The 26,763-nt window shown below is 43.4% G+C and carries 30 protein-coding genes and 2 tRNA genes; 17 read left to right on the top strand and 15 right to left on the bottom strand.

The genetic code is table 11. The features are described from left to right. Positions 1-11 precede the first annotated feature (11 nt). Positions 12-1,265 carry a beta-ketoacyl-ACP synthase II gene (gene fabF / locus PQ469_RS30165; RefSeq protein WP_090638389.1) on the top strand — a complete coding sequence of 418 codons (1,254 nt, stop codon included), beginning with the start codon at positions 12-14 and terminating at the stop codon, positions 1,263-1,265. A 10-nt stretch (positions 1,266-1,275) separates the two neighbouring features. After that, a complete protein-coding gene (gene rnc / locus PQ469_RS30160) occupies positions 1,276-2,001 on the top strand; it encodes a ribonuclease III (protein WP_090638385.1) in 726 nt (241 codons plus the stop codon). Between the two features lie 130 nt (positions 2,002-2,131). Here rnc and PQ469_RS30155 read toward each other — a convergent pair whose 3' ends face one another. After that, positions 2,132-2,908, bottom strand: a complete 777-nt coding sequence (locus tag PQ469_RS30155) for a hypothetical protein (RefSeq protein ID WP_090638381.1) — start codon at positions 2,906-2,908, stop codon at positions 2,132-2,134. A gap of 195 nt (positions 2,909-3,103) precedes the next feature. On the opposite strand from PQ469_RS30155, the gene PQ469_RS30150 reads away from it, so the two are divergent. The 7 genes from PQ469_RS30150 to PQ469_RS30125 all read left to right on the top strand — a co-directional run bounded on the left by PQ469_RS30150 (position 3,104) and on the right by PQ469_RS30125 (position 7,171). Then, the gene (locus tag PQ469_RS30150; RefSeq protein ID WP_255369739.1) at positions 3,104-3,979 is read left to right on the top strand and encodes a YicC/YloC family endoribonuclease; all 876 of its coding nucleotides are present in this window, start codon (positions 3,104-3,106) and stop codon (positions 3,977-3,979) included. Positions 3,980-4,062: 83 nt separating this feature from the next. Beyond that, positions 4,063-4,635, top strand: coding sequence for a guanylate kinase (gene gmk, locus PQ469_RS30145; RefSeq protein WP_274210969.1), 573 nt, complete (start codon positions 4,063-4,065; stop codon positions 4,633-4,635). A gap of 97 nt (positions 4,636-4,732) precedes the next feature. Next, on the top strand, positions 4,733-5,305 hold the full coding sequence (nadD, locus tag PQ469_RS30140; protein WP_090638367.1) for a nicotinate (nicotinamide) nucleotide adenylyltransferase: 573 nt from the start codon (positions 4,733-4,735) through the stop codon (positions 5,303-5,305). Positions 5,306-5,336: 31 nt separating this feature from the next. Further along, positions 5,337-5,519 (top strand): hypothetical protein, encoded by a 183-nt coding sequence (locus PQ469_RS30135; protein ID WP_090638363.1) that lies wholly within the window; start codon positions 5,337-5,339, stop codon positions 5,517-5,519. A gap of 33 nt (positions 5,520-5,552) precedes the next feature. Next, positions 5,553-5,816, top strand: a complete 264-nt coding sequence (locus tag PQ469_RS31435; RefSeq protein ID WP_443192815.1) for a type II toxin-antitoxin system RelE/ParE family toxin — start codon at positions 5,553-5,555, stop codon at positions 5,814-5,816. A gap of 31 nt (positions 5,817-5,847) precedes the next feature. After that, the gene (locus PQ469_RS30130) at positions 5,848-6,447 is read left to right on the top strand and encodes a MiaE family protein (protein WP_274210968.1); all 600 of its coding nucleotides are present in this window, start codon (positions 5,848-5,850) and stop codon (positions 6,445-6,447) included. A gap of 22 nt (positions 6,448-6,469) precedes the next feature. Continuing rightward, positions 6,470-7,171: a LytR/AlgR family response regulator transcription factor gene (locus tag PQ469_RS30125; protein ID WP_274210967.1), complete on the top strand. Its 702-nt coding sequence runs from the start codon at positions 6,470-6,472 to the stop codon at positions 7,169-7,171. Positions 7,172-7,489: 318 nt separating this feature from the next. On the opposite strand, the gene PQ469_RS30120 is transcribed toward PQ469_RS30125, so the two are convergent. Both PQ469_RS30120 and PQ469_RS30115 read right to left on the bottom strand, forming a co-directional pair. Then, positions 7,490-9,091, bottom strand: coding sequence for an FAD-dependent oxidoreductase (locus tag PQ469_RS30120; RefSeq protein ID WP_274210966.1), 1,602 nt, complete (start codon positions 9,089-9,091; stop codon positions 7,490-7,492). Positions 9,092-9,094: 3 nt separating this feature from the next. Then, the gene (locus PQ469_RS30115) at positions 9,095-9,805 is read right to left on the bottom strand and encodes an SAM-dependent methyltransferase (protein WP_274210965.1); all 711 of its coding nucleotides are present in this window, start codon (positions 9,803-9,805) and stop codon (positions 9,095-9,097) included. A gap of 56 nt (positions 9,806-9,861) precedes the next feature. Between PQ469_RS30115 and PQ469_RS30110 the strand changes: the two genes are divergently transcribed. Next, the gene (locus tag PQ469_RS30110; protein WP_090638341.1) at positions 9,862-10,578 is read left to right on the top strand and encodes a hypothetical protein; all 717 of its coding nucleotides are present in this window, start codon (positions 9,862-9,864) and stop codon (positions 10,576-10,578) included. A 173-nt stretch (positions 10,579-10,751) separates the two neighbouring features. Here the strand turns inward: PQ469_RS30110 and PQ469_RS30105 are convergent, their stop codons facing one another. Continuing rightward, positions 10,752-11,228 (bottom strand): Lrp/AsnC ligand binding domain-containing protein, encoded by a 477-nt coding sequence (locus PQ469_RS30105; protein ID WP_076373882.1) that lies wholly within the window; start codon positions 11,226-11,228, stop codon positions 10,752-10,754. A gap of 151 nt (positions 11,229-11,379) precedes the next feature. Between PQ469_RS30105 and PQ469_RS30100 the strand changes: the two genes are divergently transcribed. After that, positions 11,380-11,491: transfer RNA gene (locus PQ469_RS30100), tRNA-Asp, on the top strand. Between the two features lie 348 nt (positions 11,492-11,839). Here the strand turns inward: PQ469_RS30100 and PQ469_RS30095 are convergent. The 3 genes from PQ469_RS30095 to PQ469_RS30085 all read right to left on the bottom strand — a co-directional run bounded on the left by PQ469_RS30095 (position 11,840) and on the right by PQ469_RS30085 (position 13,786). After that, complete coding sequence (locus tag PQ469_RS30095) at positions 11,840-12,439, bottom strand: Crp/Fnr family transcriptional regulator (RefSeq protein ID WP_090638337.1); 600 nt, start codon at positions 12,437-12,439, stop codon at positions 11,840-11,842. After that, a complete protein-coding gene (locus tag PQ469_RS30090) occupies positions 12,436-13,131 on the bottom strand; it encodes an alpha/beta fold hydrolase (RefSeq protein WP_274210964.1) in 696 nt (231 codons plus the stop codon). The genes PQ469_RS30095 and PQ469_RS30090 overlap by 4 nt, the downstream gene beginning before the upstream one ends. Before the next feature lie 67 nt (positions 13,132-13,198). After that, positions 13,199-13,786, bottom strand: a complete 588-nt coding sequence (locus tag PQ469_RS30085) for a Crp/Fnr family transcriptional regulator (RefSeq protein ID WP_090638334.1) — start codon at positions 13,784-13,786, stop codon at positions 13,199-13,201. Between the two features lie 112 nt (positions 13,787-13,898). Here PQ469_RS30085 and PQ469_RS30080 point away from each other — a divergent pair, with 112 nt between their 5' ends. Continuing rightward, positions 13,899-14,513, top strand: a complete 615-nt coding sequence (locus tag PQ469_RS30080; RefSeq protein WP_274210963.1) for a hypothetical protein — start codon at positions 13,899-13,901, stop codon at positions 14,511-14,513. Between the two features lie 399 nt (positions 14,514-14,912). Here PQ469_RS30080 and PQ469_RS30075 read toward each other — a convergent pair whose 3' ends face one another. From PQ469_RS30075 to PQ469_RS30055, 5 genes are all read right to left on the bottom strand, one after another. Next, positions 14,913-15,371, bottom strand: a complete 459-nt coding sequence (locus PQ469_RS30075; RefSeq protein ID WP_274210962.1) for a hypothetical protein — start codon at positions 15,369-15,371, stop codon at positions 14,913-14,915. A 115-nt stretch (positions 15,372-15,486) separates the two neighbouring features. After that, positions 15,487-15,561, bottom strand: a tRNA-Val gene (locus PQ469_RS30070). A 135-nt stretch (positions 15,562-15,696) separates the two neighbouring features. After that, positions 15,697-16,020 carry a hypothetical protein gene (locus tag PQ469_RS30065; RefSeq protein ID WP_090638326.1) on the bottom strand — a complete coding sequence of 108 codons (324 nt, stop codon included), beginning with the start codon at positions 16,018-16,020 and terminating at the stop codon, positions 15,697-15,699. Positions 16,021-16,566: 546 nt separating this feature from the next. Then, positions 16,567-17,025 (bottom strand): thioredoxin family protein, encoded by a 459-nt coding sequence (locus PQ469_RS30060; RefSeq protein ID WP_090638322.1) that lies wholly within the window; start codon positions 17,023-17,025, stop codon positions 16,567-16,569. Between the two features lie 95 nt (positions 17,026-17,120). Continuing rightward, on the bottom strand, positions 17,121-19,055 hold the full coding sequence (locus tag PQ469_RS30055) for a DUF6600 domain-containing protein (RefSeq protein ID WP_274210961.1): 1,935 nt from the start codon (positions 19,053-19,055) through the stop codon (positions 17,121-17,123). Between the two features lie 487 nt (positions 19,056-19,542). Between PQ469_RS30055 and PQ469_RS30050 the strand changes: the two genes are divergently transcribed. The 3 genes from PQ469_RS30050 to PQ469_RS30040 all read left to right on the top strand — a co-directional run bounded on the left by PQ469_RS30050 (position 19,543) and on the right by PQ469_RS30040 (position 21,642). Beyond that, on the top strand, positions 19,543-20,505 hold the full coding sequence (locus PQ469_RS30050; protein WP_274210960.1) for an isopenicillin N synthase family dioxygenase: 963 nt from the start codon (positions 19,543-19,545) through the stop codon (positions 20,503-20,505). 170 nt (positions 20,506-20,675) lie between these two features. After that, positions 20,676-21,179: a hypothetical protein gene (locus PQ469_RS30045; protein ID WP_274210959.1), complete on the top strand. Its 504-nt coding sequence runs from the start codon at positions 20,676-20,678 to the stop codon at positions 21,177-21,179. A gap of 85 nt (positions 21,180-21,264) precedes the next feature. After that, positions 21,265-21,642: a hypothetical protein gene (locus PQ469_RS30040; protein ID WP_274210958.1), complete on the top strand. Its 378-nt coding sequence runs from the start codon at positions 21,265-21,267 to the stop codon at positions 21,640-21,642. Here the strand turns inward: PQ469_RS30040 and PQ469_RS30035 are convergent, their stop codons facing one another. Continuing rightward, entirely contained in the window at positions 21,643-22,881 is a 1,239-nt protein-coding gene (locus PQ469_RS30035) for an MFS transporter (RefSeq protein ID WP_177183871.1), read from the bottom strand. 143 nt (positions 22,882-23,024) lie between these two features. On the opposite strand from PQ469_RS30035, the gene PQ469_RS30030 reads away from it, so the two are divergent. Together PQ469_RS30030 and PQ469_RS30025 are read left to right on the top strand one after the other, a co-directional pair. Then, positions 23,025-23,909, top strand: coding sequence for a LysR substrate-binding domain-containing protein (locus PQ469_RS30030; protein WP_090651484.1), 885 nt, complete (start codon positions 23,025-23,027; stop codon positions 23,907-23,909). Between the two features lie 192 nt (positions 23,910-24,101). Next, the gene (locus PQ469_RS30025) at positions 24,102-24,791 is read left to right on the top strand and encodes a CPBP family intramembrane glutamic endopeptidase (protein ID WP_274210957.1); all 690 of its coding nucleotides are present in this window, start codon (positions 24,102-24,104) and stop codon (positions 24,789-24,791) included. 121 nt (positions 24,792-24,912) lie between these two features. Here PQ469_RS30025 and PQ469_RS30020 read toward each other — a convergent pair whose 3' ends face one another. Next, on the bottom strand, positions 24,913-25,395 hold the full coding sequence (locus PQ469_RS30020) for a hypothetical protein (protein ID WP_090651482.1): 483 nt from the start codon (positions 25,393-25,395) through the stop codon (positions 24,913-24,915). Further along, positions 25,392-26,729, bottom strand: a complete 1,338-nt coding sequence (gene tilS, locus PQ469_RS30015; protein WP_274210956.1) for a tRNA lysidine(34) synthetase TilS — start codon at positions 26,727-26,729, stop codon at positions 25,392-25,394. The genes PQ469_RS30020 and tilS overlap by 4 nt, the downstream gene beginning before the upstream one ends. Positions 26,730-26,763 lie beyond the last annotated feature (34 nt).

The raw sequence follows: 26,763 nt of genomic DNA, 5'->3' as shown, positions 1-26,763 counted from the left end.
AACTGGATTAAATGGAGTTCAAAAGAGTTGTAGTAACCGGGCTTGGAGCACTTACTCCAATTGGTAATACCGTTTCTGAGTATTGGAATGGCTTAATCAATGGGGTAAGTGGCGCTGCCTTTATTAAAAGTTTTGATACCACACATTTCAAAACTAAGTTCGCATGTGAAGTAAAGGGCTTTGATGCGGATGGTTTTTTGGGTCGTAAAGATGCCCGTAAATTAGATCCGTTTGTTCAATACGCGCTTTTCTCAACAGAAGAGGCAGTGAAGGATGCGGGTTTAGATTTCTCGAAACTGGATACCAGCCGTATAGGCGTTATCTGGGGTTCGGGCATTGGCGGTTTAAAAACGTTTTTGGATGAAGTTGTAAACTTTGCCAAAGGCGATGGCACCCCACGCTTTAACCCATTTTTTATTCCTAAAATGATAGCGGATATAGCCCCCGGCCATATCTCGATCAAATATGGTTTGCGCGGTCCAAACTTTTCAACAGTTTCCGCCTGCGCTTCATCAAACAATTCGCTTATTGATTCTTTTAACTATATCCGTTTGGGTAAAGCTAATATGTTCATCAGCGGCGGTTCTGAAGCAATCATTAACGAAGCTGGTATCGGTGGCTTTAACGCTATGCACGCATTATCAACCCGTAACGATGATCCGGCAACGGCATCGCGCCCGTTTGATTTGGACAGGGATGGTTTTGTGGCCGGCGAAGGCGCAGGTACTATAATTTTAGAAGAGCTGGAGCATGCAAAGGCCCGCGGCGCTAAAATTTATGCCGAAATGATGGGCGGCGGCATGAGCGCCGATGCTTATCACATGACGGCCCCACACCCTGATGGGCTTGGAGCCGCACTGGTAATGCGGTCGGCATTGGAAGACGCGAACTTAACCCCTGCAGATATCGACTATGTGAATGTTCACGGAACATCCACCCCAATAGGCGATCCGCAGGAAATTAAAGCGATACAGGATGTGTTTGGCGATGATATTTACCGTATAAATATCAGCTCAACCAAATCAATGACAGGTCACCTTTTAGGTGCTGCCGGCGCGGTTGAAGCTATTGCCTCTATATTGGCTTTACAGAATGGTATAATACCCCCTACTATTAACCATTTTACCGATGATCCTTCTTTTGACCCTAAAATTAATTTCACCTTTAATGCCGCGCAAAAAAGAGATATTAATATAGTTCAAAGCAATGGGTTTGGTTTCGGCGGCCATAATGCTTCTGTGATATTTAAAAAATACGTAGACTAATTGTGGTTTAATGCCTATCAGCCGGTTATACAAGCTTTATATATCGCCCAATAGAAAATATGTTAAGGTTTTAAATAATTTGCTCGGTTTCGTGCCGGGCAATTTGTCTTTATACCGGTTAGCATTCAGGCATAAGTCTGTTGCCCAAAACGTAAAAAAGGGGGTAAAGAACAGTAATGAACGCCTGGAGTTCCTGGGCGATGCTGTTTTAGGCAGTGTTGTAGCCGAAGTGCTTTTTAAACTATATCCCTATGAGGACGAAGGTTTCTTAACTGAGTTGCGGTCAAAAATTGTAAGCCGTAACAACCTTAATGCCCTTGGCCGTAAGCTTGGCTTCGATAAGTTGATTGAATACGATAGCCGCATGCTAAACTCCAGCAGGCAAGGCTCATTACTTGGCGATGCCTTTGAAGCGCTCATTGGCGCCGTTTATTTGGATAAGGGATATGATTTTACCAAAAGCTTTTTGATAAACCACATCATCAAATCGCACATAGATATTCATAAACTGGAGCAAACCGAAACCAACTTTAAAAGTAAATTAATTGAGTGGTGCCAGCGTCACGGCCGCGATATTACTTTTGAACTGGTAACCAACCAGGATGGCGAAAACACAAAACTGTTTACTGTACAGGCACTGGTTGATGGCGAAATAACAGGCTCGGGCAAGGAATTCAGCAAAAAAAATGCCGAGAAGCTTGCCGCCGAAAAAGCCTGCGAAACGTTGGGCATTTAACAATACTGTCGTGTCAACGATAAATTGACGGATTGTCGTTAGCCCAAAGTCTTAGGTTCTAAGTCGAAAAAGAAAAAATTTAACTTTAGGCTTGCGACTTAATACTGTTGACTTAACAATACATCTTTCTTTAGTGTTGCCCCGGTTTTGATAGCTTGGTAGAATCTGGCTTAATAAACGTTGGCGAATTCAGCAATTCCAGTTTCTCTTTTTCCCCGCTGTTTTTGTAATAATCATACGATTTTTGGATGTGGCTTATCAGGTCGTAATCATTCCAGCCTTTCAATTCGTCGAATGTCGGCGTATAATAATTCATGAAACGCTGCGCCTCGGTATCTGATTTTACTTTGGTAACTTGTTTTACAAAATTGATATTATATCGCCTGTTTACCTCGGCCTGCTCAATTTCGCCTTTAGAGAACTGCGCAAAGCGTTTGGCCCTGTTTGGCGTCTGGCCAAAAAGCTCATAAATTCCTGTTAACGGATTGGTTATAAATGATGTTACAGGTGGTTTGCCGGCGTAAAAAGTGCCTTGTTTGCGGTAATCGCCCATAATTTCGTTAACCTCCTGCCGCTTGGTTTGGCCGGTAATTTTTACTTCGGCCAATACAATTTGGGGCTGCAGGTAAACAGGCATATCGCTGTTATTTAGTACCTCTATTTTTTGCGGTGTAAATTTTTCTTTCGAGAAAAGCAGCGTATCTCCAACAGAAACCTTGATAGAAAACCAGCCCAGGTCGTCGCTCATGATAGTGACGTTGGATTTTAAATCCTTGATCATTACCTGGCCAACACGCTCGGGTGTGCTTTTTTTAGATATCACCCCTTTTAGGGTAAATTCCTGTGCTGATGCATTTAAAACAAAGCAAAAGCAAACGAGTAACTGCAGGGTAAAACGAATGCGCATTAGTACAAATAAGAACGTAAATATATACAGAGTATTTTACACCAAGTGTGAAAAAGTGTTAAAGGTTGTGGGGAAGTCGGAAAGTCCGAAAGTCGGGAAAGTCTGAAAGAAGGAGCCTTGTGAGGCATTTTTACCTTTTGGCCTTCCTGACTTTCCCGACTTTCGGACTTTCCGACTAAAACCCTATCTTTGCACATGATAAAATCCATGACAGGGTATGGAATTGCCAGTTTTGATTCGGGTAATACTAAATACACCGTTGAAATTAAATCCCTGAACAGTAAATTTCTTGAACTTTCGCTTCGTTTGCCTAAAATTTTCTCTGAAAAGGAATTTCAGCTGCGTAACGATTGCAGTAAACTGATTGAACGTGGTAAGGTAAACTTATCTATCAATGTAGAGCAGGTTAATGCCTCTGTAAAAGCAGCTGGTATTGATAAAGTTTTGCTTAAACACTATTATCAGCAGCTTAAGGATGTAAGCGACGAGCTTAACGAACCTGCCGCCAACCTGATGCAACTTGCCTTGGGCTTGCCCGAAGTTGTTAAATACGACGAGGAGACGGTATCTGAAGATGAGTGGAAGCAGGTTGAAAAAACTTTTCAGCAGGCTATGGCTGCTTTTCAGCAATTCAGGGCCGATGAAGGCAATGTACTCGAGAATGATGTAAAATACCGCATTGGCATCATCCTCAAAAACCTTGAACTGGTTGAATTGGAAGACCCTAAACGGATACCGCTGATTCGTGAAAGGTTGAATACTTTCCTGGCCGAAGCCACCAATCGTGAAGCCATTGATCAAAATCGGTTTGAGCAGGAGCTTATTTATTACATAGATAAGCTGGATATCACCGAAGAAAAGATTCGCCTTAAAACCCACTGCGAATACTTTATCGAAACCCTTAAAAATGCTGATGCCAATGGCAAAAAGCTTGGTTTTATTTCGCAGGAGATAGGCCGGGAAATCAACACCCTTGGCTCAAAAGCCAACGATGCTAACATCCAAAAACTGGTTGTAGGTATGAAAGAAGAATTGGAAAAAATTAAAGAACAACTTTTAAATGTATTATAGTTCATAGTTGATGGTTCATAGTTCATGGTAACATAGGTATCATAACTATAACCAACCTTGCTATGAACCATGAACCATGAACTATGAACCAAAACGGTAAACTCATCATATTTTCGGCCCCATCCGGCGCTGGTAAAACCACCATAGTACATCACCTGTTGAGTGTAATGCCCGAGCTGGAGTTTTCCATTTCGGCAACTACCCGCCAGGCGCGCGGCGATGAGCAAGACGGCAAAGACTATTACTTTATTAGCCTGGCCGAGTTTACGCACCGTATTGCCAAAAAGCAATTTGTTGAGTTTGAAGAAGTTTACACCGGAACATTTTACGGCACATTACGAGCTGAAATTGAGCGCATCTGGGCAAAAGGCAAAACTGTAATTTTTGATATCGATGTAGAAGGCGGCCTACACCTGAAGCGTAAATATGATGGCCAGGCGTTGGCTATCTTCGTTCAGCCCCCATCATTAGAGGTTTTAATTGAGCGATTAACCGGCCGCGGCACCGATAGTGAAGAGAAATTGAAAGAACGCTTTGCCAAAGCAGAAAAAGAACTAAAATACGCGCCCCAGTTTGATATTATCCTTAAAAATTACGATCTTGAAACGGCTTGCAAAGAAGCGCAGGAATTGGTGAGGAACTTTATTGGGGCCTGAGTTCATAGTTGATGGTTCATTGTTCATAGTGAACCATCTGTTATAATGCTATGATCGCTACAACTATGATCCATGAACTATTAACTATGAACAAAGAATGAAAATAGGCTTACTGTTCGGTTCATTTAATCCAATACATATAGGGCACCTTATTATTGCCAACTACATGGCCAACCATACCACATTAGATAAGGTTTGGCTGGTAGTATCGCCCCAAAATCCGCTCAAAAAATACGGCGACCTGATTAATACCTATGACAGGTTGGAGATGGCCCGCCTGGCAACCGACAATGCTACCAATATTGCTGTAAGCGATGTTGAGTTGAGGCTACCGCAACCATCCTATACTATAGATACGCTAACCCACCTTAAAGAAAAATATCCTGAGCATGAATTTGCCCTTATCATGGGCTCAGATAACCTGGGCACCTTGCATAAGTGGAAGAATTATAAACTTATCCTGCGCGATTACCGCATTTACGTGTACCCCCGCCCAGGCTATGAGAACGCCGAATTGGCCGACCATCCATCCGTAACCATTACCATGACACCGCAGATGGAATTATCGGCAACCTTCATCCGCAAATCCATCTCCGAGAAAAAAAACGTACAATATTTTGTGCCCGATCCTGTTTTGAAATTTATCGAAAGTAAGAGTTTGTATAAGTAAAACCGTATATTTATAAAAAGGAGGGCTCAATATGCTTACTAAAGATAAAGTAAAGGAATTGATAGATCACATGCCAGAAACCTTTTCGGTTGATGATCTGGTGGATAAAGTGATCTTACTGCAGAAAATTGAAAATGGCGAGAAGGAAATTGAAGATGGTGAGGGGATAGACTGGGAGGACATGAAAAAAGAGATGGACCTGTGGTTAAAATAATACTATCCAACAGCCAGATTAGACTTAAAAGACATTATAGATTACATAAAGCGCGATTCTATAAAATATGCGCGGCTGGAAAGAATAAAAATTGAGGGCACCATAAACAGATTGGTTTTGCACCCATTAATTGGCCGGGTTGTTCCTGAATTGGAAGATCCGAATTACAGAGAGCTAATTTTTCAAAATTACAGGATAATTTATAAGATAGTATCTTCCGAAAAAATTTATATTCTTTCCATCCACCATCATTCCCGGTTAATATCTAATAATCCGGCATTCGGGCCAGGAGAATAACTTTTCACCTACTTCAACTATATTTGTCCTCGTGAGCGAGAAAACCATACTTAAATTACAACTACCTACTGATCCGCTTTGGGTTAAAAATGTGGTGGAAAGCAATATTGAAGAATTGTTGACCGACCACGCTTTTTGCGAACAAAAGGCGGCCAGTAATGCCATTACCCTCATTGTACAAAACCCAAACTTATCCGACCTGGTGCAGGAAATGGCCCTGTTGGTACAGGAAGAAATGGACCACTTTAAACGGGTACATGATATAATTGTAGCACGTGGTTTTTTATTGGGCCGCGAACGTAAAGACAATTATGTGAATGAGCTGCGTAAGTTTATTATCATTGGCGGCGGCCGCGAGGCACAATTGATAGATCGCTTATTGTTTTCGGCCATGATTGAGGCACGCAGTTGCGAACGTTTTAAGGTACTATCTGAAAACATTAACGATGCGGAACTATCTGAATTTTACCATGAATTGATGATAAGCGAGGCCACACACTATTCGATGTTTATACGTCTGGCCAAAAAATATGCGGTGGAGATAGATGTGGAAATGCGCTGGAAGGAGTTTTTGGCTTATGAAGCTAAAGTGATTCAGAACTACGGTAAAAGCGAGACAATACACGGTTAACCCCTCTTTATAAATAAAAACTATGCTGCTTAAATGTATCGCAATTGACGACGAACCCCTGGCATTAAAACTCATTGCCGGCTATGTTGCACGTTTTCCGTTTTTGCAGTTGCTGAATACTTTTGAGGATGCCATTACGGGCGCGGAGTTTTTAAAAAACACACCTATCGACCTGCTTTTTATCGACATCAATATGCCCGATATTACAGGGATTGACCTGGTGCGCGCGCTCAAGGTTAAGCCCATGGTGATATTTACCACCGCCTATAAAAACTTTGCATTTGAAGGCTTTGAACTGGAGGCCATTGATTATATCCTGAAACCTATCGATTTTAAACGTTTTGAAAAGGCCGTTGAAAAAGCGGTTGATTATCACCAGTACAAAACCAGGCCTGCCACCGAACAGGCCGACGAAAGCCTTTACGTATACTCGGAATACCGGATGGTGAAGGTTGACTTAAACACCATCGAATATATTGAAAGCATGGAAGATTATATCAAAATTCATGTTACCAACGCCAAAACGGTGCTTACACTGATGCCATTAAAAAAAGTACTGGAAAAGCTGCCCGCAGATAAATTTCAGCGGATTCACCGCAGTTATATTGTTCCGGTGAACAAGATCAGGTCTATCCAAAACCGTAAAGTTAAACTCACCGATATTGAACTGCCTGTGAGCGAGAGTTATCTTGATTTTGTCAGAAACTGGATGAAATCACGTTAAGAGATCCCGCTAAGGATACTTGTAGTCCGTTTTTTCGCTTCAATAATCCGGATTTTATTTATTCATCTATACAAAATGCCCATTCGCCGATACACGGTTGGTTAAGGAGCAATTCCTTCGCATCTTTACATCGTTATCCCAACGGCGTTGCAGGGCAAAGTTGGGTTTAACATACCCTTTTTTCATAATAGTTTCGATAAGGCGTCTGTGTTTATGACACACAGGCGCTTTCTTTTTTACACGACTTTAGGACAAGGCCGGACCCACAGGGTTTATTCTCGTGTTTCCAATTAGTGCAAACTACCCGCTACAAACCGCTTACTGCCCACCAACAAACCCCACTACATTCTGTAAATAATTATCCATCATATCTATATCCACCACATCATTTAAAAAGCCAATGTGCATATCCGGACGAACAATGATGGCCTTTTTTTGACTTTCTTTGATCTCGAAAGCATCAAATACAGGCTGGTTTTTGGCTGATGGGGGCAGATAAAAAAAGTTGAGGTTGGCCGGGTATTTCTGGGTTATCCATTTGGCAAGGGTAAACAGGTCTATTTCCTGTAGCTTGCCAAGCGCTATGATGGTAAAGCCTGGCTTGCTGCACCATTCGTGCAGGTCGGTTTCTTGTTGTTTCTTCTCATCGAAAACTTTGAGATAGGGTAATCTGTCGCCGGCCTTTATTTGAGTAGCATGGCTCAGGTTCAGGCTAATCTGGCTATCGCGATAACTGATGCCCGTTTGAGATACCCGCTTAAAAAACGCCTGCCGTGATGCGGGCTTGCTCCATGTCCTTTTCAGCAATACCGGCAGCAGCCATTTTTTAAATAGCCCAACAAACCAGTTACGCAACAGGATCATTTTAAAAATCCGGTCGGTAGTGTTTAGCAGTTCACGCGCCACGGGCATGCGCTCGGCGGCATAACTATCTAAAATGGATTCTTTTAATTGGTTATTAACCACACCTGCTAATTTCCAGGCCAGGTTATAGGCATCCTGCAAACCGGTATTCATACCCTGCCCGCCAACCGGGGAATGAATGTGCGCGGCATCACCTATTAAAAAACAACGCTGTTCCCTGAATTTACCAGCCATGCGGTGGTGTAGTTTATAGGTAGTAAACCAGTTGGTATGGGCTATTTTAACGCCAGCTCCGGTTACGGTATCCAGGTAAGGTAATACGTCGTCCATTTGCAGCCCTTCGCGGTTGTCAAACTCATTGGGCAGGTTGCCAACAATACGGCAATAATGCTCCTCGGGCATCAGGAAAAAAGCAGCGAATCCCTTTTTCGATAGATATAGGCTCACTTTATCGCCCAAAACATCCTCTATTTTAACATCGGCTACATAAAACTGGTGTTGGTAAGTATCGCCGTTGAAAGTTAGCTGTAAGTGTTTTCGTATGGGGCTGCGTGCACCATCTGCGGCTATCAACCAATCGCAGGCAAGGGTTTGTGTATCCGCGCCGGTTTGCAGTTGCACAATGGCCTTTGAGGCATCCTGCTCCGCGCTTAGTAAAGTAGTATTCCAGTAAACCGGGCAGCAGTTAAGTGTTAAATAATCAAGCAGCAGGCGTTCGGTTTTGCTTTGCTGGTACATATAAATGTAGGGGAAGGCTGTTTGCCCAGCGCCAATGCCTTCAAGGGCTAAGCATGCTACTTCAAGGCCCTCCTGGTTAATAACTGCCCCGGCAACTGCTCTGCTGCCGGCAATCACCCGGTCAATAACGCCCATCTGCCTGAAAATCTCCATCAATCGCGCCTGTACAGCCAGCGCTTTCGACTTATCGGTAGGCCCTTGCTTACTATCAATAATTACGGGCTGCACACCATAACGTAATAGCTGGGCGGCCATCATTAATCCCGATGGACCGGCGCCTACTATCAACACCTGGGTATGTTGCTGCGTAATCTGCATGCTTTATCCGTGGAAGAGTAAAAATATGGTTGGGCGTTTATGCAGTTCAGGCACTTTCTTTTGCCAATCCATAATGGTTTTTGTTTGCACAAATTCGGTGGCTGCGGTAAGGTCTGTAGCTATACAAAGTTTTGTTTTTGGCGATGCCGTTTTCAGTACCTCTTCCAATAAAGAGTTATTGCGGAAAGGGGTTTCAATAAAAATCTGTGTTTGGTCAAGCCGGGTTGCCAGGCCTTCCAGCTCTTTTATTTTTTTACTCCGCAGTATTTTATCAATAGGCAGGTAACCGTTAAAGGTAAAGCTTTGGCCGTTAAAGCCGGATGCCATCAGCGCTAATAAAATAGAGCTTGGGCCAACCAGGGGCACCACTTTAATACCCATCCGATGGGCTTTGTCCACTATTTCGGCGCCAGGATCGGCTATGCCGGGGCAACCGGCTTCGCTCATCAGGCCAACATCGTTACCTGCTTGTAAGCCTTTAAAAAAATCGGCTTTACCCATGTCGCGGTTATGCTTGCTGTAATCGTGAATGGTAAGCTCGCTTTGCGGGGTTTTTAAACCGGCTTCTTTTAAAAACTTGCGGGCAGTTTTTTCATTCTCAACAATATATTCCTTAATACTATTAATTGTATTAACCAGGTAGGGGGTGAATGATTTTGCGGCCGCTTCCTCTGCAAGGGGCACGGGTATTAAATAAAGGGTTCCATAGGGCATATTGCAAAGTTGGTGTTTTTTGTTTAATTTAAGCTATTGAAAGGAGCCCGAAAAAGATGAAACCACTTAGTGTTAACTGGTTTATTGAAGGATACATTGACTTTGAACAAAAAAAGTACGTATTATTAAGTTATCTGCAGGAAATTAACCGGCACTTTGATAAAAGCCGGCTATATCCCAACCTTGCCGATTTGATATTCCATTATAATAACCTGGTAGAATTTAAGAAAAATAAATCGCTTATGCAGCAGGCCTTTCCGCTGCGACTTACCCAGGCCGATATTGATGCCGTAAAGCTCACCTACCAGAAAATCATCCAGGACGATCAAAGTATGCAGGAGATAGAGCAGATTATCGCCTACGCCATGGCCCAAATGAATCCCGCGATACAAATAGGCAAGGAGATTTATGACTTTGTAGAGAGCCGATTGAATATAAACCCTATTGGTATTATACCCCTGATGCCGTACCATGGTTATTTCTCGTTACGTAACGGCAAAGAACATACCTGCTTTATTTACGAGTACCAGATCACCATTTTTGAGGGCAAGGATGATAAATACCGGGGCATCAACATTAATTTTCTTGAAAACTACGAATACAGCATCGTGAACACTCCCGAGGCCATGAAGCTAAAACTTATCAACCGCAATAAATTTATGCCCAATCCGGCGGTATATTATGTACACAGCGACATCACGTTCCCATTGGAGCAAACGCTGTTGCCGGTGGCAAAAAGGAGTTTGGTGAAGTATATATCGAATGCGGCGTAATCTGAATCATAATTTACAGAATTTTAGAATGTTCAGAATGCCAGTTAATGTACATTTTTTATTCTGTTAATTCTTAAATCCTGCAAATTCTGATCATAAAAAAGACCGTTACCCCCGGGCCAAAGCCCAGATAACAGCCTCTTTTAAAAAAATCGCGAATCGTTTGGTAATAGTTATTCTAAGGTAATCTGCCTTCTTATGCTTTCTTCAAGCGAAATGAAGGTTTCGGTACGTTGAATGCCTTTTACGCCCTGTATCTGCTCGTTTAAAACCTCGCGCAGGTGGGTGGTATCGTGGCATACAATTTTGGCAAAAATACTCCATTCGCCGGTAGTATAATGCAGCTCAACTATCTCTTTTATAGTTTTTAACTGTTTTACAGCTTCGTTATATTGCGATCCCTTTTCCAGGTAAATGCCCAAAAAAGCGGTAATATCATACCCTAATTTTTGCGGATCTACCTCCAGACTGGCACCCTTAATTACACCCATCTCCTCCAGCTTTTTCATCCGCACGTGTATGGTTCCGCCAGAAACTATTAACTCTTTAGCTATCTCGGTGTATGGCGTGGTAGCATTTTTCATTAATATTGATAAAATCTGGATATCGAGATTATCAATTTCTAAATTTTGAGCTTTTCTGTGGGACATAAATTTGAATATCTATATTGAAATACAAGTTTAATTAAAATTTGAATAAAAATAAAATATTTTTGTTGAAATATTTGCAAGGAATTGACAGGTCTCTTAAATTTGTATCAAGCAAATGACAATTGCCTATCGTTCTTTAAACAAAAAACAATGTTGGGTGGTGAAATTTTTGGCAGACACACCTCCTTGTCCCGGTGGCGGAGATCATAGAAAACCCGAAGCGGGCTAACTACTCTGTGGAGGTTCGAATCCTTCCCCAACAGCAAATCCATGAAAGACGGGATTTATATACTGTAGGATGGTGAAATTTTTGGCAGACACACCTCCTTGTCGCGGTGGCGGAGAAATTGGGAAACTTTTAGCAATAAAAATAACCACTCCGTGGAGGTTCGACTCCTTCTCCTACAGCTCTTCTCATAATTTAGGTTTATAATTGGTTAGTAAAGGCCCCTGCCCATCAGGGGCTTTGCTGTTTTTATAGGTTTTTTCGGCGTTCGGATTTTGGATAAAAAAGATTGGGATGACAAGAGCGTGCGTATTTGACTTGCTAATACAAATCAATCCCTTTTATTGCCCCACGAGATTTTTGCCTGATCCAAATATTCTGTTGGCTATTTTAGTTTTTTATTCTCAATGCGTTTTCGGATCCTGCTCAGCGAAGGGTTGGTAATACCCAGGTACGACGAGATATGATAGGCCGGGATGCGTTCAATAATTGCCGGATGCGCCTTTAGTAACCTGGTATAGCGCTCTTCGGGCGAAAAAAAGAGCAGTTCTTCAGTGCGCGTTTGCGCAATGGTAAAAAACAATTCGGCAAGCAGCCTGCCGAATTTCCCCCAGTTTGGATGGCTTTCATATAAACCATGAAGATCCTTATGGGAGATAAAAAAAATTTCCGAATCCTCCATCGCTTCAATAAAGTACCAGCAAGGGTTGCGGGTGACGAAACTTCGGAAGGAAACGACGAACTGACCCTCCGAAAAAAAGAAAATGTTCTTATCTTCCGAGGTATCCGGGTGACGAAAATAGATGCGGAAGATACCTTTGGCGATCAAACCGAGGTCATTGCACACCATCTGTTGCATATTAAAAAAATCCCCTTTGCGCATTTTTCGCGCTTTCCAAAACAGCTGACTGTCGGTAATATCTTTGTCGCTCAGCTGCGCGAAATTCCTTAGCTGTTCAGATAGTTTATCGTTTTTATCTGTCATTTTATAAATTCTTGTAAAGCGGCATTAAACGCCGCTGGTTTTTCCATCATGGGGGCATGCCCGCATTCCGGTAGCATCACTAACGCTGCATCTGGCAGGTTCTCCCGGAATTGCCGTGCAACTGCGGGAGGGGTGATGCGATCTTCCTCACCCCATATCAATAATACCGGTTTGCTGATTTCCGGAAGCAGCGTGAGCACCTGGTCTCTTTGGGTAGATTTAGCGCATTTAATAATGCTTAAGCATTTATAAGCATTAGTGGTAACCTCCAGCACTTCAGCAACCAGATCATCGGTAGCAACCGCCGGATCATAAAATGTTGCCGCCACCCGTTCCCGGATGTAGCCGTAATTACCGCGCTTAAAGTAACTGCCCACCTGGGTGTTTTCATACAGGCCGGAACTGCCGGTCAGGACTAATCTATCAACCTTATGCGGATATTGGTAGCTGTAACGTATCGCGATATGGCCGCCCAGCGAATTGCCAACTAATATCACTTTAGTTAATTTCGCAGCATCGATCATAGTAGCCAAAAAATCAACCAGGTATCTTACAGTATCCCCCTCATGTTTTTCGTATAAAGGCAGTTCGGGAATATACATATCATAACGGTTCTCAAAATATTTGACCACACCGGCCCAGTTGCTTAAGCCGCCGAATAGGCCATGCAGCAGGATCATGCTTTGCTTCATCGTTTTTTGACAAAGCTATCTTTCCAGCATTTCCGATTTTGTGATCTCGGTCACAAAACACGCCAGGCTATTTGGAAATCAATAACCTGGCCCGGCTCAGTGCCTCCCGGCTGACGTACAAGTAACGCGCAATATTGGTCAGCGTAATTTTTTGAATGATCACCGGCCGGCGCTCCAGCAAATAGCGGTAACGTCCCAGCGGGCTTTTCAGCGAAAGGATATGCTGGTGTTCTGATTGCTGTTCTGATATTTCCCGATATAGATCCAGGTTAACATGCAGCAGGTTCATGTGCAGGTCGTAAAGCGGCTGCAGTTTTTTGATGTTCAGTTTTAAAATTACAGCATCCTCCAGCGCGGTAATACTCACCGCCGAAGGTGCTTTCTTGTTATAACTCTCACAGTTGGCCAGAAAATCCGTCGGGAAGCCGAACCTGATGATCTTTTCATCGCTCTCTTCATCCTGGATTGAAAATTTAAACAAACCCGAGATGACAAAAGCCGAGTAACGGGCTACTTTGCCGTATTTTAAAAAAGGATCGCCTTTCCGGATGTGTTTAACGGAGGCGATGCGATTAAGCAAAGCCCACTCCGCATCGGTTACTACCGGGTATTTCTTTTTAAGCGGCTCGTACCAATATGGTAGATCATGTTTCATCTCGAACAGTTTTGCTGATCAAATATAAGTGAAAATTTAACCCATGATTTTAACTTAAGTTAAAATCCGGCAATGTAATAACAGCGTCAGTTTTAAATGCATTTTCACTTAAGTGAAAAATTATCCAAATGATGCAGGGCAATTTTGCGACAACAAATATTTAAAAATCAAAACCATGAAAACAGCTCCTTCAATTGCCCGCTCCTTGTGTAAGCTTTATTTTATCCGGGCCGGCTTTTCTATTACCTGGGTGATCATAGTCGCTCTTTTTGCTAAAACATCACCAATATTCGCTACCATTTTGCTGCTCATTTACCCTGCCTGGGACGTAATCGGCACCATCTTAGATATTCGTGCCAATAGGGCAGTTCCGTCAAAAATACCGCAATATATAAATCTGGTGATCAGTGGTATCACCACTTTTGCAGTAGCTGTTGCTATTCAAAAAGGAGTTCCGGAAGCGTTAGTTGTGTTTGGTGCCTGGGCGATCTGTACCGGCCTGATCCAGTTGATCTTAGGCCTACGCCGCAGGAAACTGCTGGGCGGTCAGTGGCCGATGATTATCAGCGGCGGACAGTCCATGATCGGTGGCGTCTCGTTTATCCTATTGGCGCACGACACGTCAAAAGGAATCGGTAGCCTGGCTGGCTATGCCGCCTTTGGCGCTTTTTATTATCTGCTGGCGGCATATCGGCTGTCAAGGACGGCCAATCCTACTGCGAACTAAATAATTAATTTACTAAACCGGTATCGGGATGAGTAATTCGACGGAATCTATCGAACCTGCATAAGGCTTATATGGGTACAAAAACAATAACGCAACGAAAAAAAAGAGTTTTTCCGGAAAAGTTGGCCTTTGACGGTTCGAAAGTTCGAACCGCCGGAGCCAATGAAATTGCGTTGAATATCGCCCTGATTAACAGAAAGTTAAAGACAACAAAAGCCTCTTAGAGAATACCTAAGAGGCTTTTGTTTTGGTGGTCCCTCCTGTACATATATCGAACCATTTCCTTTCTGATTTGTGTTTAATCGCGGATTTGAACCAATAAATTTTCAGGTTCAAAAAGTAGAGGTTATACAGGGACAAGGATTATTACGTCAGAATAATTTATCGAACTATCAAACATTAGTTTGCCCACCCAGGCCCAATTTTTTTTATAATGTCATTATTCGTTACGATGTATTCTGCGTCTTCCTCAAAAATTTCAATATTATCAGGGATTGTCAGATGCATTTTCATTAGGTCGGTTATCACAATTGGATTTAAATCAGAATAGACATTCCCCAACCTTAACAGTTTTTCCTCTCCATTTTCAAGTGCCGTCCAAAAAAGTCGCCTATTGGCTGTTGTTAATCCCCTCACATCAATAATTCTCGATATCATTTCGCCATTTTCTTTGTAAAAGGGGGCGGAATTTCTGTCCTCTTCATTCTCATTGGGAACTTGCGCATCCAGCCATACCGACAGTTCATTACTATTGTCTAAAAGCGACAGTTCTTTTATCGCAATTCTAATAATTTCGTCATAGCCGGTCCATCTGATGGAAAAGTTCCCGCCATTTTCTAACGTGATGAAACCGTTCATATAAATGAAAAATACTAAATATAACTAAAATGCAAAAAGCCTCCAGGGAACAATCTGAAGGCTTTTTGCATTTTAATTAATTCTTACACTATTATAACACAGTGTGATTTCTATGTGGGAGTTACTGGGTTCGAACCAGTGACCCTCTGCTTGTAAGGCAGATGCTCTGAACCAGCTGAGCTAAACTCCCTTTTTGTATTAATCTTTCGATTAACCCCCTTGCGTTTGGGTCTGCAAATATAGAAGCTTTGATCTATTCTTCAAAAAATATTTTACATTTTATTTTAAGACACTATACTTTAGGGGGTTATATTTTAAGAAATGCTTAATTTGACTTTGCATCGCTGTATGTTGCCCCGGGCCTGGGGTCTTCTGGCAAGATTTCCATATCTGGGTATTCTATATATCCGGCATACCATTGTATGGCATCCATCAGGTCAAGGGCGTCCTCTGCTGCTATATTTATGGTTTCAAAAGCATATAGTTTATTGTTGGCATACCCGTACAATTGAATTTCATTATCATCCGGACTAAAGCTTTCTTCATCAAGGCAAAATACCCTCACTTTCAAACGGGTATCCCGCGAATGAATGATATCCCGGCAAGGGTTTTTAGGGTCGGTTGCCAATAAGTAAACGTTATGATCCATAAAAAGGTTAACAATGTTTAAGGTTTATGGTTTCTGGAATGTTCATTTATATTAAAAAGCGGTATGCCGGCTTTTATATTTTTAACTTACGGTACCGGCTTATTTACCAGTTGGTTGAGTAAAAAGTCTACATAGTTGGGGGAAGTATTTCTACAATGCGCGAAAGTGGTCAAACAAAAAGCGATATCCTATTGGTTTTGGGGCCGTTTTTGTTTTGGCATTGCATTTGAATTCAATATAATACCCTTCTCAAAGGGTTGTTTTTCATAGGTAGATGTAGGGCCGAAAAAACTGCGAGAGTTCTTTCGGTCTTTTTTATTTAAAACAAACTTATTACTGTTATTTTAATCGCAATTGATTATACCACCCTACAAATTTTAACGTCTTTTTTCTACAAATATGCTGTTGCAACCGCATCATTCGATGAGCTATTAAGCGTGGGCCTGGTGCTGTTGGCGGGCTTGTTTATTGTAAAATAACGTTGATAAATATGGATTGTAAAAAAGCCAGGCAGCGTCCTTGATTGTCCGGCTTTTTTATCTCCCGTTATTTATTGAGGCCTTGTACACCAAATTTAATCAGGTCATCGGGTTTTATGAAACCTACTGTACCATAAACGGCTTTCCCTTTTGAATTGAGTATAATAAGGGTGGGATAAGCCCTCAACCCCCAGGCTGCGGCGAGTTGCGGGCCATCGCCTTTTTCCATATCAATGGCTACATTAATAAAATTATTGTTATAAAACTCAGCTACTTTGTTGTTTTTAAAAGTGGTTGCCTTCAACATTTTGCAGGGGCCACACCAGCTGGCGTAGGCATCAACAAAAATATATTTATTTTTAGCGGAGGCCTGTTTAATAGCCTCGCCCAGGGAGTTTTCGATAAAATTTATCTGGCTGGAGTTGCTGGAGTTTTTGGAGCCCTGTGCTTTGGCATCTGAAAAGCCCAAAAAGGCAAGTACGAGTAAAGAGGCGATAAAACGGGGCAGATTGGATAGGTGTTTCATAATTTATAACGGGTTATTGCTGCAATAAAAATAGCACATATATAACCAAAACAGGTGTTTATATGTGCTATTAAAAATATGGTTAAAGCCGATGTTTAATTTGCCGGCTTTTTGTCGCGTTGCTGTTGCTGACGTTGCTGCTGTTGTTGCTGACGCTGCTGTGCCGCTTGCTGCTGGCGTTGTTGTTGCTGAGCCTGCTGTTGCTGCTGACGTTCCTGTGCCGCCTGCTGCTGGCGTTGCTGTTGCTGGGCCTGTTGTTGTTGCTGACGCTCTTGTGCCGCCTGCTGCTGGCGTTGCTGTTGCTGGGCCTGCTGTTGTTGCTGACGTTCCTGTGCCGCCTGCTGCTGGCGTTGCTGTTGCTGGGCCTGTTGTTGTTGCTGACGTTCCTGTGCCGCCTGCTGCTGGCGTTGCTGTTGCTGGGCCTGTTGTTGTTGCTGACGTTCCTGTGCCGCCTGCTGCTGGCGTTGCTGTTGCAGGGCCTGTTGTTGTTGCTGACGCTCTTGTGCCGCTTGCTGCTGGCGTTGCTGCTGCTGGGCCTGTTGTTGTTGTTGACGTTCCTGTGCCGCCTGCTGCTGGCGTTGCTGTTGCTGGGCCTGTTGTTGTTGCTGACGTTCCTGTGCCGCCTGCTGCTGGCGTTGCTGTTGCTGGGCCTGTTGTTGTTGCTGACGTTCCTGTGCCGCTTGCTGCTGGCGTTGCTGTTGCTGGGCCTGTTGTTGTTGCTGACGTTCCTGTGCCGCTTGCTGCTGGCGTTGCTGTTGCTGGGCCTGTTGTTGCTGACGCTCCTGTGCCGCTTGCTGTTGCTTAGCTTGCTGCTCTCGTTGCTGAACCGCCCGGTCTCGTTGTTGTTGCTGAACCTGTGGCTGTTGTTGACGCCCCTGCTCTGCCCGCTGCTGGCGTTGTTGCTGTTGTACCTGCTGCTGCTTAGCTTGCTGCTCCCGTTGCTGAACTGCCTCGTCACGTTGCTGACCAGCTTGGCTTTGCTGCCGTGTGCGTTGCTGTTTTGCCTGTTCGGCTGCCTGCTGTTTATTTTGCTGGTCGTTTGGTCTTGCATTTGGTTGTTGTGTAGGCCTGTTGTTTGGTTGTTGGCCTGGTTGTGCAGCAGGGCGACTGTTATTAACCCTAACAAACTTGGCATCATTGCTTTTTGCAACCTGAGCCAATCTTGCGGCGTTGTTGCGATTTACCGTTGCCTGGCCGCCGGCACGGTTGGCAATGCCCTGGTTGGGGTTTGCTCTGCGGTATTCGGCTGCGTTTACAACCCTTGCCGGCCTGGCATCAGGTGCTTTTTTTATCTGGGGCCTGTAAATGTTCACCGTATTGTTTACAATCCGGCCGCCGCCATTTGGCCTGCTATCATTGCCCACCCTGTATACCGGCACATTGTTATTGTGCGTAACACGCCTTATCTCGGTAACCCTTGGGCCAGTTACATACGTACGGTTGTTATATACGTAGGTATTGTTAATAACCGTGGTACGGTTTATAATATTTACTACCCGGGTATGTGGCGCATAATAATTATAAACGTTAGGGCTGTTAATATATTCCTGTGGCGCGCATACCCAATACGAATCCGGCACTCTGTAGCTATTTCCAAATGAGAGGCTAATGCTTATGCCCGGCGTTAGCGGAGCCCAGCCATAATAGCCACCACCCCTGCGCCAACTTACCCATGCCGGTGCCCATTCATGGCCCGGAATCCATTCCCAGCCATAATAATCATCATAGCGCCAGCGGCCGTAGTGAAACGTTGCCCAACCCCATGGGTAATCGGATACCCAGGTATTTCCATAATCGGTAACTACCCAGTGCCCGCGTGTTGCGTAGGGCCTAAAACCATCTTCGGCGTCTGGTATCCAAACGTTGCCGTATTGCGGGTCATCAACCCAGGTGCCGTAAGGATCAAGATTGTCGTAAAACTCCTGGTCAGATACATAGCCTCCCTCCTGGGCCTTGCTTATATTTGGTGCGGCAAGCATCATCAAAAATGCTATTAAGCTTATTCCGCATATTCTATTGATATATTTCATTTTCATCAGGTTTTGATAGTCAATTTATCATTGATGTACACATGTATGACAATGCAGAGTATAAAACGTTTAAAATAAAAATTGTTTTAAGCAGTTTAGATTGTTTAGCACTACGTGTTTGGGGTTACACAAATATTCGGTTGAACGCCGGCTAAGACTCACCCGGCCAACGCTGCGCTGGGCCACCCTCTCTTCACCTGCGGTGGAAAGAGAGGGTTGAACGTTGAATATCAAAATCTTATAAAAAAACCAATAATGAATTTCCAAGCCCCTCTTTCCGGCGAAGCCAAAGAGAGAGGGTGGCGGGCGTAGCCTCGCCGGGTGAGTCTTCGCCACCATGCGATATACGTCACCCCCCCCTTGAAAATTTCACAAATTTTACGACTATGCATAGCTGCCGCCGGACACACAACTTTTTATCAACACTTTGCAAATGCTCTCTTAAAAATTAAATAGTTTTACCTTTTATTACCATTATGCTATAGCTATGAGCAAAGTAAACATTCCACGACTTGATCTTAACGATTATATAAACGGCACGGCTGCCGACCGCAAGCAATTTTCGGACAATATTGGCAAGGCTTTTAACCAAACGGGCTTTGTTACCATTACCAACCATGGCCTGAGCAAGCAGTTGATAGATGAACTTTATACCCAGGTTAAGGCTCTTTTTGCGCTACCTGATGATGTAAAACAAAAGTACGAGATACCAGGCCTGGCAGGCCAGCGTGGCTATACCGGCAAAGGTAAAGAAACCGCCAAAGGCTTTAAAACTCCCGATTTAAAGGAGTTTTGGCAGATAGGCCAAACCGTAACAGACGGCGATCCAATCAAAGATATTTACCCGGACAACGTAGCGGTTGATGAGCTACCCTCATTTAACGTTACCACCCTGGAGGTATATAAAAAGCTGGAAGATGCCGGCAAGCACTTGCTGCAGGCTATTGCGGTGTATTTAAACCTGCCCGAAAATTATTTTGACGATAAGGTACACAACGGTAATTCGATATTGCGTACCCTGCATTATTTCCCGATAACTGACCCCGATTCTGTTCCTGACGACGCGGTACGCGCCGGCGCCCATGAGGATATTAACCTGATTACCCTTTTAATAGGCGCCAGTGCCGATGGCCTTGAACTGCTTACCCGCGAAGGTACCTGGTTCCCGGTTAAGGCTCATGGCGAGGATTTGGTGGTAAACGTAGGCGATATGCTGCAGCGCCTGACCAATAACAAATTGAAATCGACCACGCATAGGGTAGTAAACCCGCCGCGCGAACTGATGAAGTATTCCCGGTTTTCGGTACCCTTTTTCCTGCACCCAAAATCGGGTATGGATTTAACCAGCCTGGAATCATGTATTGATGCCGATCACCCCAAGTTATATACCGATATCACTGCCGGCGAATACCTGGACGAGCGGTTGAGAGAGATTGGATTGAAGATGTAAAATATGAGAGCCCTTTCCGCCCCGGAAAGGGTTTCAACAACCTAAGCTGTTTTTCACAATCGAATACATTAGATAGTTTTTATCGGAAGCACTTAGCAGGCTTCCCCTTTTGTTTTAATTATCAATTCTACATATATTTACAGCACACTAAATCGAATCACAATTATTGTATGAAGAAAAAGTTACTATTAGCACTGGTAGTTACGGGAATGTTTCTGTTGCAGGCATGCGTAACTGCAAAGATAGCATCGAACAAACAGGCGGACTACACCAAAAAGCCTAAGAAAATATTTATTCTGCTGAATGGAGCAAAAGCCTCTAAATATTTTTTTGTAGAATTTACCCGCAGTTTACAGCTTAAGCTTACCGAAAAGAAAATAGAATCTACAATGTACATCCGGGACGAACTTTCATTGGATAGCGAAGGCGATATCAACAAAAAAATAACTGAATTTAATCCGGAAGCTTTATTGGTAATGAAGCAAACGGTATCGCACACCACCAACAACTACGTTGACGGTGGAACTTTTGAAATTAGCCTCATCGATGGCGAAACAAAAAAGACTGTCTGGAAAAGCGTATTTGAAATATATTCGCAATTTGGATTATCAGAAGCTGTTGATACCGGCGTAAAGAAATTATATGATAAAATGGTGGAAGACCAAATTTTTTAAGCAACCCTTTATCATTCATTTAATTCATCAACAAAGCCTCTCCAAAAATTGAGAGACTTTAATAATTAAAACAGGCGTTATCACAATGAGTACGCGTAAAAGCTCCGGTGGGGAATCTTTTAATGATGATTTTTGCCTATGGCTCGAATATCATCTGAGCCGTATGTTTAACAATTCTGGTGATAGTAAACTACGTTGGTTTTGGTGTGATGGTGTCGGGCAACCATCGAACGAAGGGGAACTCACCTGGGAACTTATCAATCAAAGCAGAAAAATTGAAACAAAGGCTTGGATAGGAGCTACGGGCCAGGACGTTTATAATATGACGATAAAGCTTGACCTCGAGTCACTTTCCAGGTGCGCCGAAGGCCAAAGCTTAAAAGGATGCTTGCCCGATGAGCATTCTTTTGAATGGGTTACCATCGATGTTGATTTGATGACCATCCTGCTGCAATTGAAATAGTTACTTCGCTAACATAGCCTTTCCGCCAATATTCCCTTCAATTCCCTGCCTTCTTTTATACAAAACAAAAACGCCGGTTGCCAGCAGGCCAATTGAGCCTTCAATGAAAACGGCTTGCCTTGGGCCAAGTTCATTGGCCAGCCAGCCCACCATCAGGCTGCCTACGGGTATCATTCCCTGGTATGCCATTACATAGTAGCTGATGGCCCTGGCACGCATGGCTGGTATAGCATGCGTTTGAATGTAAGTGTTAATGGCCGATGTTTGTGCCATCATCCCCAAACCGGTAAAGCTCATGAATATTAATGCAAAGGGCAATTTGCCGGCATAGGCCACCATCAGCACACTTGCGCCAAAAATAAGGCCGGCTACTATGATTATCCTGACCAGGTTTTTATCTGTTTTTAAATTGGCCAGGTAAACAGCGCTGATAACCGACCCTATGCCCGCGGCACTCTCAAACCAGCTAAACGTTTTAGCATCGCCGTTAAAAATGTCTTTAGCAAAAATAGGCATCAAGGTGTTGAAGGGTATCACAAACAGGCTGCTTACGGTAAGCATCAATATTAGGCTGCTCAGGTCGCGATCTCCGGATACGTATTTGAACCCATCCTGCAACTCCTGCCAGATACCTTTTTGTGGCTTGCCAATTACGGCGGTGTTCAGCTTCATCATAAACAAACAGGCCAGCACCGGTATATAACTTAAAAAGTTACCGAAGAAACAAACATCTTCGCCAAAGGTGCTTAAAATAATACCCGCCACGGCCGGTCCCGCTATACGGGCAAAATTGGTCATGGTGGAGTTTAAGGCGATGGCGTTGGGCAGGTCGGCCTTATTGTCAACCATCTCAACCATGATAGATTGACGGCAGGTTACATCAAAGGCATTAATAATACCCTGCACCAGGCTTAAGCCGATGATGGCCGGGATATTATAAAACTTAAATAATATTAAAAATGCCAGTGCGCCAGCCTGCAGCATGGATACAACCTGCGTAATAACCAATATGCGGTAGCGGTTATGCCTATCTACAATACTGCCGGCATAAGGTGCCAATATTAATGAGGGGATAAGGCTAACAAAACTAACTATCCCGAGTAACAATGCCGACCCGGTGAGCCTGTAAACCAGCCAGCTAACAGCTGTTTTTTGCATCCAGGTACCAATGAGCGAGACGGACTGACCGTAAAAAAACAACTTGAAATTACGGTATTTTAAGGAGCGGAAAATGTTCATTTATTCAATCATAAAACAAAGCAAGTTCAGGGGAGATCTTAATGCAAGACTATTGAAATTGTTTCTGATGCAAATATCGGCCTTAATGATATATTTGTAAAATAGATTGTTTTAATGAATTTGATAGATAAAAACGATTGATTATGGAGATTAGGCAATTACAGTATTTTGTTAAAGCGGCCGAGACGATGAACTTTACCGAAGCTGCCGCCGCCGTATTTATTACCCAGAGCACGCTGTCGCAACAAATAAAGCAACTGGAAGATGAGTTGGGCATGCTGCTATTTGACAGGATTGGCCGCCACGTGCGCATTACCGAAGCCGGCCATATATTTTTAACCCACGCCAGCAAAATATTAAACGAGGTACAAAAAGGCAAGCAAGCCATTACCGAGCTCAATAACGCCGCCACCGGCGAACTTAACCTGGGCGTTTCTTACGCCTTTACATCGTTGCTGCTGCCCGCCCTGGCCCCATTTTCCAATAAATATCCCGGCATCAAAATATTTATAACCTATGGAAGCCCAGAGGAACTGGAAAAAAAGCTGCGGCTGGCCGAGCTGGATATGATCCTGGCATTCCACAATCAATCCGACGATGAAGACCTGGAGATGCAGGTACTTTTTAGCAGCAGTATTGTGATGGTGGTGGCCAAAAACAACCCGCTGGCTAAGTTGGAACAAATAAGCCTGGAAGAACTGGCCCGGCAGGAACTGATATTACCTGGCAAAGGCTTTAGCTCGCGCGACTTTATTAACGCCCTGTTTTATAAAAATAAGATAGTACCCAATATCAGGATCGAGCTGAACGATGTGCACTCGCTGCTATCGCTGATACAGGACGGCCACTGGGCAACGGTACTTAACGAAAAAGCTTTAATAGGCTGGCATAAAGTGGCCGCAGTACCTATCATCGCCAAAGGCATCAAAAGGCAATCATACATCCTGTGGCAAAAAGGCGTTTACCGCAAAAAAGCCGCTATACTATTCATTGAGCAATTGGTTGAGGTTATGGGGAATGAGGGGTAGCCGTACATTGATTGATGTTAACCATGCAAAAATACAAATAACTCATTATCAAATAATTATAAATAAAATACCTGAAATGTGTTAAGTTATGTTAACCCAGTTTAGATGCGTTTGCCCTGATCTTAAGCCCATTCCGCCCCCCAATTATCAATTATTTTTAGTATAATTGGTACAACAAGCCTAACGCCCCAAATGACACAGCCCGCCACGAAAAATCCGCGTTTTACCATAATTTATGGTCTTATATTAACATCTGTTTTATTCCTGTGCTTCTCGGTAGGGTCAAAAGCTTTTTCAATTTTAGCCGGGCCTGGTTTGTCGTTAGATACCCGGTTTGTTATATCCCGCTTATTTTTTTGGCTGTGTTTTGTAATTATCCTGGTATATGTTAGCAAAGCCGAGCGGCAGCGGCTCCTGTTATGGAACGATGAATCCTATCCAGTCGGTTATTACATTTTATCTGTAATTGTAATACTACTAATTATCGTATTTGGATCGGCCATTATAGGCCTCACGCTAAAACGACTCGACCTGTTGAAACTCAGCCCGGCTATTACATTGATGCGAAATATGAGCGCTCCGGTAAAGTTGTTGGGCATTATTACCGCGGGGGTTTTAGAAGAATTGATATTCAGGGGATATATGATACCCCGGTTAAAACTGTTTTTTAAAAGCGGGCACTGGCCGGTAATTTTATCTTCGATAATATTTGCCGCGGGGCATTGGGGGTATGGCACTGCAATAAATATATTGGTGCCCCTGTTTATAGGTTTGGTTTTTGGCTATCACTATTACAAATACCGCAACATTAACATCCTTATTATTTGCCATTTGCTGATAGATTTAAACGCCATGTTTACACCCGATTTTATCAAACATTAGCACAGGCAGAAAACAATCCTGAATCATTCGTGAAAAAAATTCGTGAAATTCGATACAATCAGTGTCAATTCGTGTGACTAAAATTCGTGGAATTCGAATAAATTCGTTCCTGTTCGTGTGCCTATTTTTTCATCTCTTCCCTTATAGCCCGCAAAAATTCATTTACATGCTGCGATCCTATGATGTATACCATACCATCCCTATCGGTTAAATGCACCGCATCATTGCCGGCGGCGTAAAAGCGAATAGTACCCTTGGTGTGCAGGTTGTACACCGGGTTATTAAACAGGTAGCGGCTGTATGAACCCTTTTCGGCCTTTACAATGCTGTTAAGGTCAATTTTTACCACTCGGGCGGTCCACAAACCAGCCAGCCTGATGCTTTTATTTTCAACGGTTGTGCTGTAGTGGAGTAAAAAACCCATAATAATAGAGATGATAATGATAGCAAAACCTACCAGCACCAGCAGGTTACCGTTATGTTCGCTTTCGTCGGTAAAAAAGTATGCGGCAAAGCAAAACATGGCCAAAACAAGGCGTATAGTAATGGGGATAAACTCCCTGCCCAGGTATTGCTTTTCTACAAATACAGTTTTCTCGTTCATGATAGTTTGTACAATTCGAAGATAGTAACTTTTTTAGTGTTATTGTTCACTTTATACCTTTCATCTAAGCGGTATCCGCCCACCCAAATAATGTCGCCATTGCCGTTCACCAATAGGGGTATATCCTGTTTTTGATGCAGCGATAATTTCTGGTTAATGAAATAATCGCTCAGCTTTTTACGGCCTTTCATCCCCATCGGAAAAAAGTAATCTCCCTGGTGCCAGTTACGTATCGTAAGCGGATACACCAGCAAGCCAGCATCAACCGATGCAGCCATGGCATTATCCTTCACAATCAGCGGGCTGTCGTCATGCAATAAATTCAGCTTGTACGCGCCAAAATGGGCTTCATGATCGTTTATGTCGATGATTACCTCCTCCGGCCCGCCTGCTTTTTTTTGTTTGATAATCAGCCTATCGCGATCAAGCACCAGTAAATACCCGGCCGATTCAAACACCCGGCCGGGATGTTTATCCAAAACCGACAGCACATCATCAACGGTAGTTTCATTAAATCCGTATTCCTGTAATAACTTAAACAATAGCAGGCGGGCAGGATTTAATTTTTTAACGTCGGCAACGGGCAAAAAGGTTTCACCGGCGCCCTCGTGTACAATGGTTTTCTTTAACACGGCCACCTGGTTTTCCAATAGCAGTTCCAGGTCGCGAAAATGTTTCAGGTTATTTTCAAACGTCTTTTCGAGCGATGGGTTAAGTTCTTTTAACCGTGGTATTACCTCGAGCCTGATTTTATTACGCGCATATTTTGCCGATGCGTTTGAACTGTCTTCAACAAAATCAAGTTTATCATCGCTTACTGTTTTATTTATTTCATCGCGGGTTAAAAACAACAGCGGGCGTGCCAGCATGCCGTTTTTGGGCAGTATACCATGCAAGCCGGCAATGCCGGTGCCGCGGGTAAGGTTTAACAATATAGTTTCGATAGTATCGTTTTGGTGATGTGCCAACGCAATGGACTGGTAACCATGCTGCCGGCTTAAGGTATCAAACCATTGGTAACGTAAATCGCGGGCGGCCATCTGGATAGATATTTTGTTGGCGGCGGCATAGGCCGTGGTATCAAAATTGATGGTATGAAATGGTACCCTTAATTTTAGTGCCAGGCTTTGGCAAAACTCCTGGTCGCGCATGGCTTCATCGCCCCGTAACTGGAAATTACAATGGGCTATGCCGAAATTTATGCCGGCAGCCTTTAACAGGTGGCTCATTAAAACAGAATCGGTGCCACCGCTTACAGCAGCCAAAACCTTATTGCCGGGCGCAAACAGGGCATTTTGTTCAATAAAATTAACAAACCGGGCAACTGGAAGCATTCATCAAAATTATTAATTTAATAACCCCAACAAA

This window comes from Mucilaginibacter sp. KACC 22773 (assembly GCF_028736215.1).
In the GTDB taxonomy this organism is placed as follows: domain Bacteria; phylum Bacteroidota; class Bacteroidia; order Sphingobacteriales; family Sphingobacteriaceae; genus Mucilaginibacter.
This window is presented reverse-complemented; position numbering and strand designations above follow the sequence as displayed.

Excerpts from the sequence above, each read along its gene's own strand:
- PQ469_RS30020 (WP_090651482.1), bottom strand. The coding sequence starts at position 25,395 with ATGAACGAGAAAACTGTATTTGTAGAAAAGCAATACCTGGGCAGGGAG.
- PQ469_RS30075 (WP_274210962.1), bottom strand. The coding sequence starts at position 15,371 with ATGAACGGTTTCATCACGTTAGAAAATGGCGGGAACTTTTCCATCAGA.
- PQ469_RS30065 (WP_090638326.1), bottom strand. The coding sequence starts at position 16,020 with ATGGATCATAACGTTTACTTATTGGCAACCGACCCTAAAAACCCTTGC.
- PQ469_RS30055 (WP_274210961.1), bottom strand. The coding sequence starts at position 19,055 with ATGAAATATATCAATAGAATATGCGGAATAAGCTTAATAGCATTTTTG.
- nadD (WP_090638367.1), top strand. The coding sequence starts at position 4,733 with ATGAAAATAGGCTTACTGTTCGGTTCATTTAATCCAATACATATAGGG.
- PQ469_RS30050 (WP_274210960.1), top strand. The coding sequence starts at position 19,543 with ATGAGCAAAGTAAACATTCCACGACTTGATCTTAACGATTATATAAAC.
- PQ469_RS30060 (WP_090638322.1), bottom strand. The coding sequence starts at position 17,025 with ATGAAACACCTATCCAATCTGCCCCGTTTTATCGCCTCTTTACTCGTA.
- PQ469_RS30120 (WP_274210966.1), bottom strand. The coding sequence starts at position 9,091 with ATGCAGATTACGCAGCAACATACCCAGGTGTTGATAGTAGGCGCCGGT.
- PQ469_RS30095 (WP_090638337.1), bottom strand. The coding sequence starts at position 12,439 with ATGACAGATAAAAACGATAAACTATCTGAACAGCTAAGGAATTTCGCG.
- PQ469_RS30135 (WP_090638363.1), top strand. The coding sequence starts at position 5,337 with ATGCTTACTAAAGATAAAGTAAAGGAATTGATAGATCACATGCCAGAA.
- PQ469_RS30045 (WP_274210959.1), top strand. The coding sequence starts at position 20,676 with ATGAAGAAAAAGTTACTATTAGCACTGGTAGTTACGGGAATGTTTCTG.
- PQ469_RS30040 (WP_274210958.1), top strand. The coding sequence starts at position 21,265 with ATGAGTACGCGTAAAAGCTCCGGTGGGGAATCTTTTAATGATGATTTT.
- PQ469_RS30030 (WP_090651484.1), top strand. The coding sequence starts at position 23,025 with ATGGAGATTAGGCAATTACAGTATTTTGTTAAAGCGGCCGAGACGATG.
- tilS (WP_274210956.1), bottom strand. The coding sequence starts at position 26,729 with ATGCTTCCAGTTGCCCGGTTTGTTAATTTTATTGAACAAAATGCCCTG.
- PQ469_RS30085 (WP_090638334.1), bottom strand. The coding sequence starts at position 13,786 with ATGAAACATGATCTACCATATTGGTACGAGCCGCTTAAAAAGAAATAC.
- PQ469_RS30115 (WP_274210965.1), bottom strand. The coding sequence starts at position 9,805 with ATGCCCTATGGAACCCTTTATTTAATACCCGTGCCCCTTGCAGAGGAA.
- rnc (WP_090638385.1), top strand. The coding sequence starts at position 1,276 with ATGCCTATCAGCCGGTTATACAAGCTTTATATATCGCCCAATAGAAAA.
- PQ469_RS30155 (WP_090638381.1), bottom strand. The coding sequence starts at position 2,908 with ATGCGCATTCGTTTTACCCTGCAGTTACTCGTTTGCTTTTGCTTTGTT.
- PQ469_RS30090 (WP_274210964.1), bottom strand. The coding sequence starts at position 13,131 with ATGAAGCAAAGCATGATCCTGCTGCATGGCCTATTCGGCGGCTTAAGC.
- PQ469_RS30025 (WP_274210957.1), top strand. The coding sequence starts at position 24,102 with ATGACACAGCCCGCCACGAAAAATCCGCGTTTTACCATAATTTATGGT.
- PQ469_RS30035 (WP_177183871.1), bottom strand. The coding sequence starts at position 22,881 with ATGAACATTTTCCGCTCCTTAAAATACCGTAATTTCAAGTTGTTTTTT.
- PQ469_RS30110 (WP_090638341.1), top strand. The coding sequence starts at position 9,862 with ATGAAACCACTTAGTGTTAACTGGTTTATTGAAGGATACATTGACTTT.
- gmk (WP_274210969.1), top strand. The coding sequence starts at position 4,063 with ATGAACCAAAACGGTAAACTCATCATATTTTCGGCCCCATCCGGCGCT.
- fabF (WP_090638389.1), top strand. The coding sequence starts at position 12 with ATGGAGTTCAAAAGAGTTGTAGTAACCGGGCTTGGAGCACTTACTCCA.
- PQ469_RS30105 (WP_076373882.1), bottom strand. The coding sequence starts at position 11,228 with ATGTCCCACAGAAAAGCTCAAAATTTAGAAATTGATAATCTCGATATC.
- PQ469_RS30125 (WP_274210967.1), top strand. The coding sequence starts at position 6,470 with ATGCTGCTTAAATGTATCGCAATTGACGACGAACCCCTGGCATTAAAA.
- PQ469_RS30150 (WP_255369739.1), top strand. The coding sequence starts at position 3,104 with ATGATAAAATCCATGACAGGGTATGGAATTGCCAGTTTTGATTCGGGT.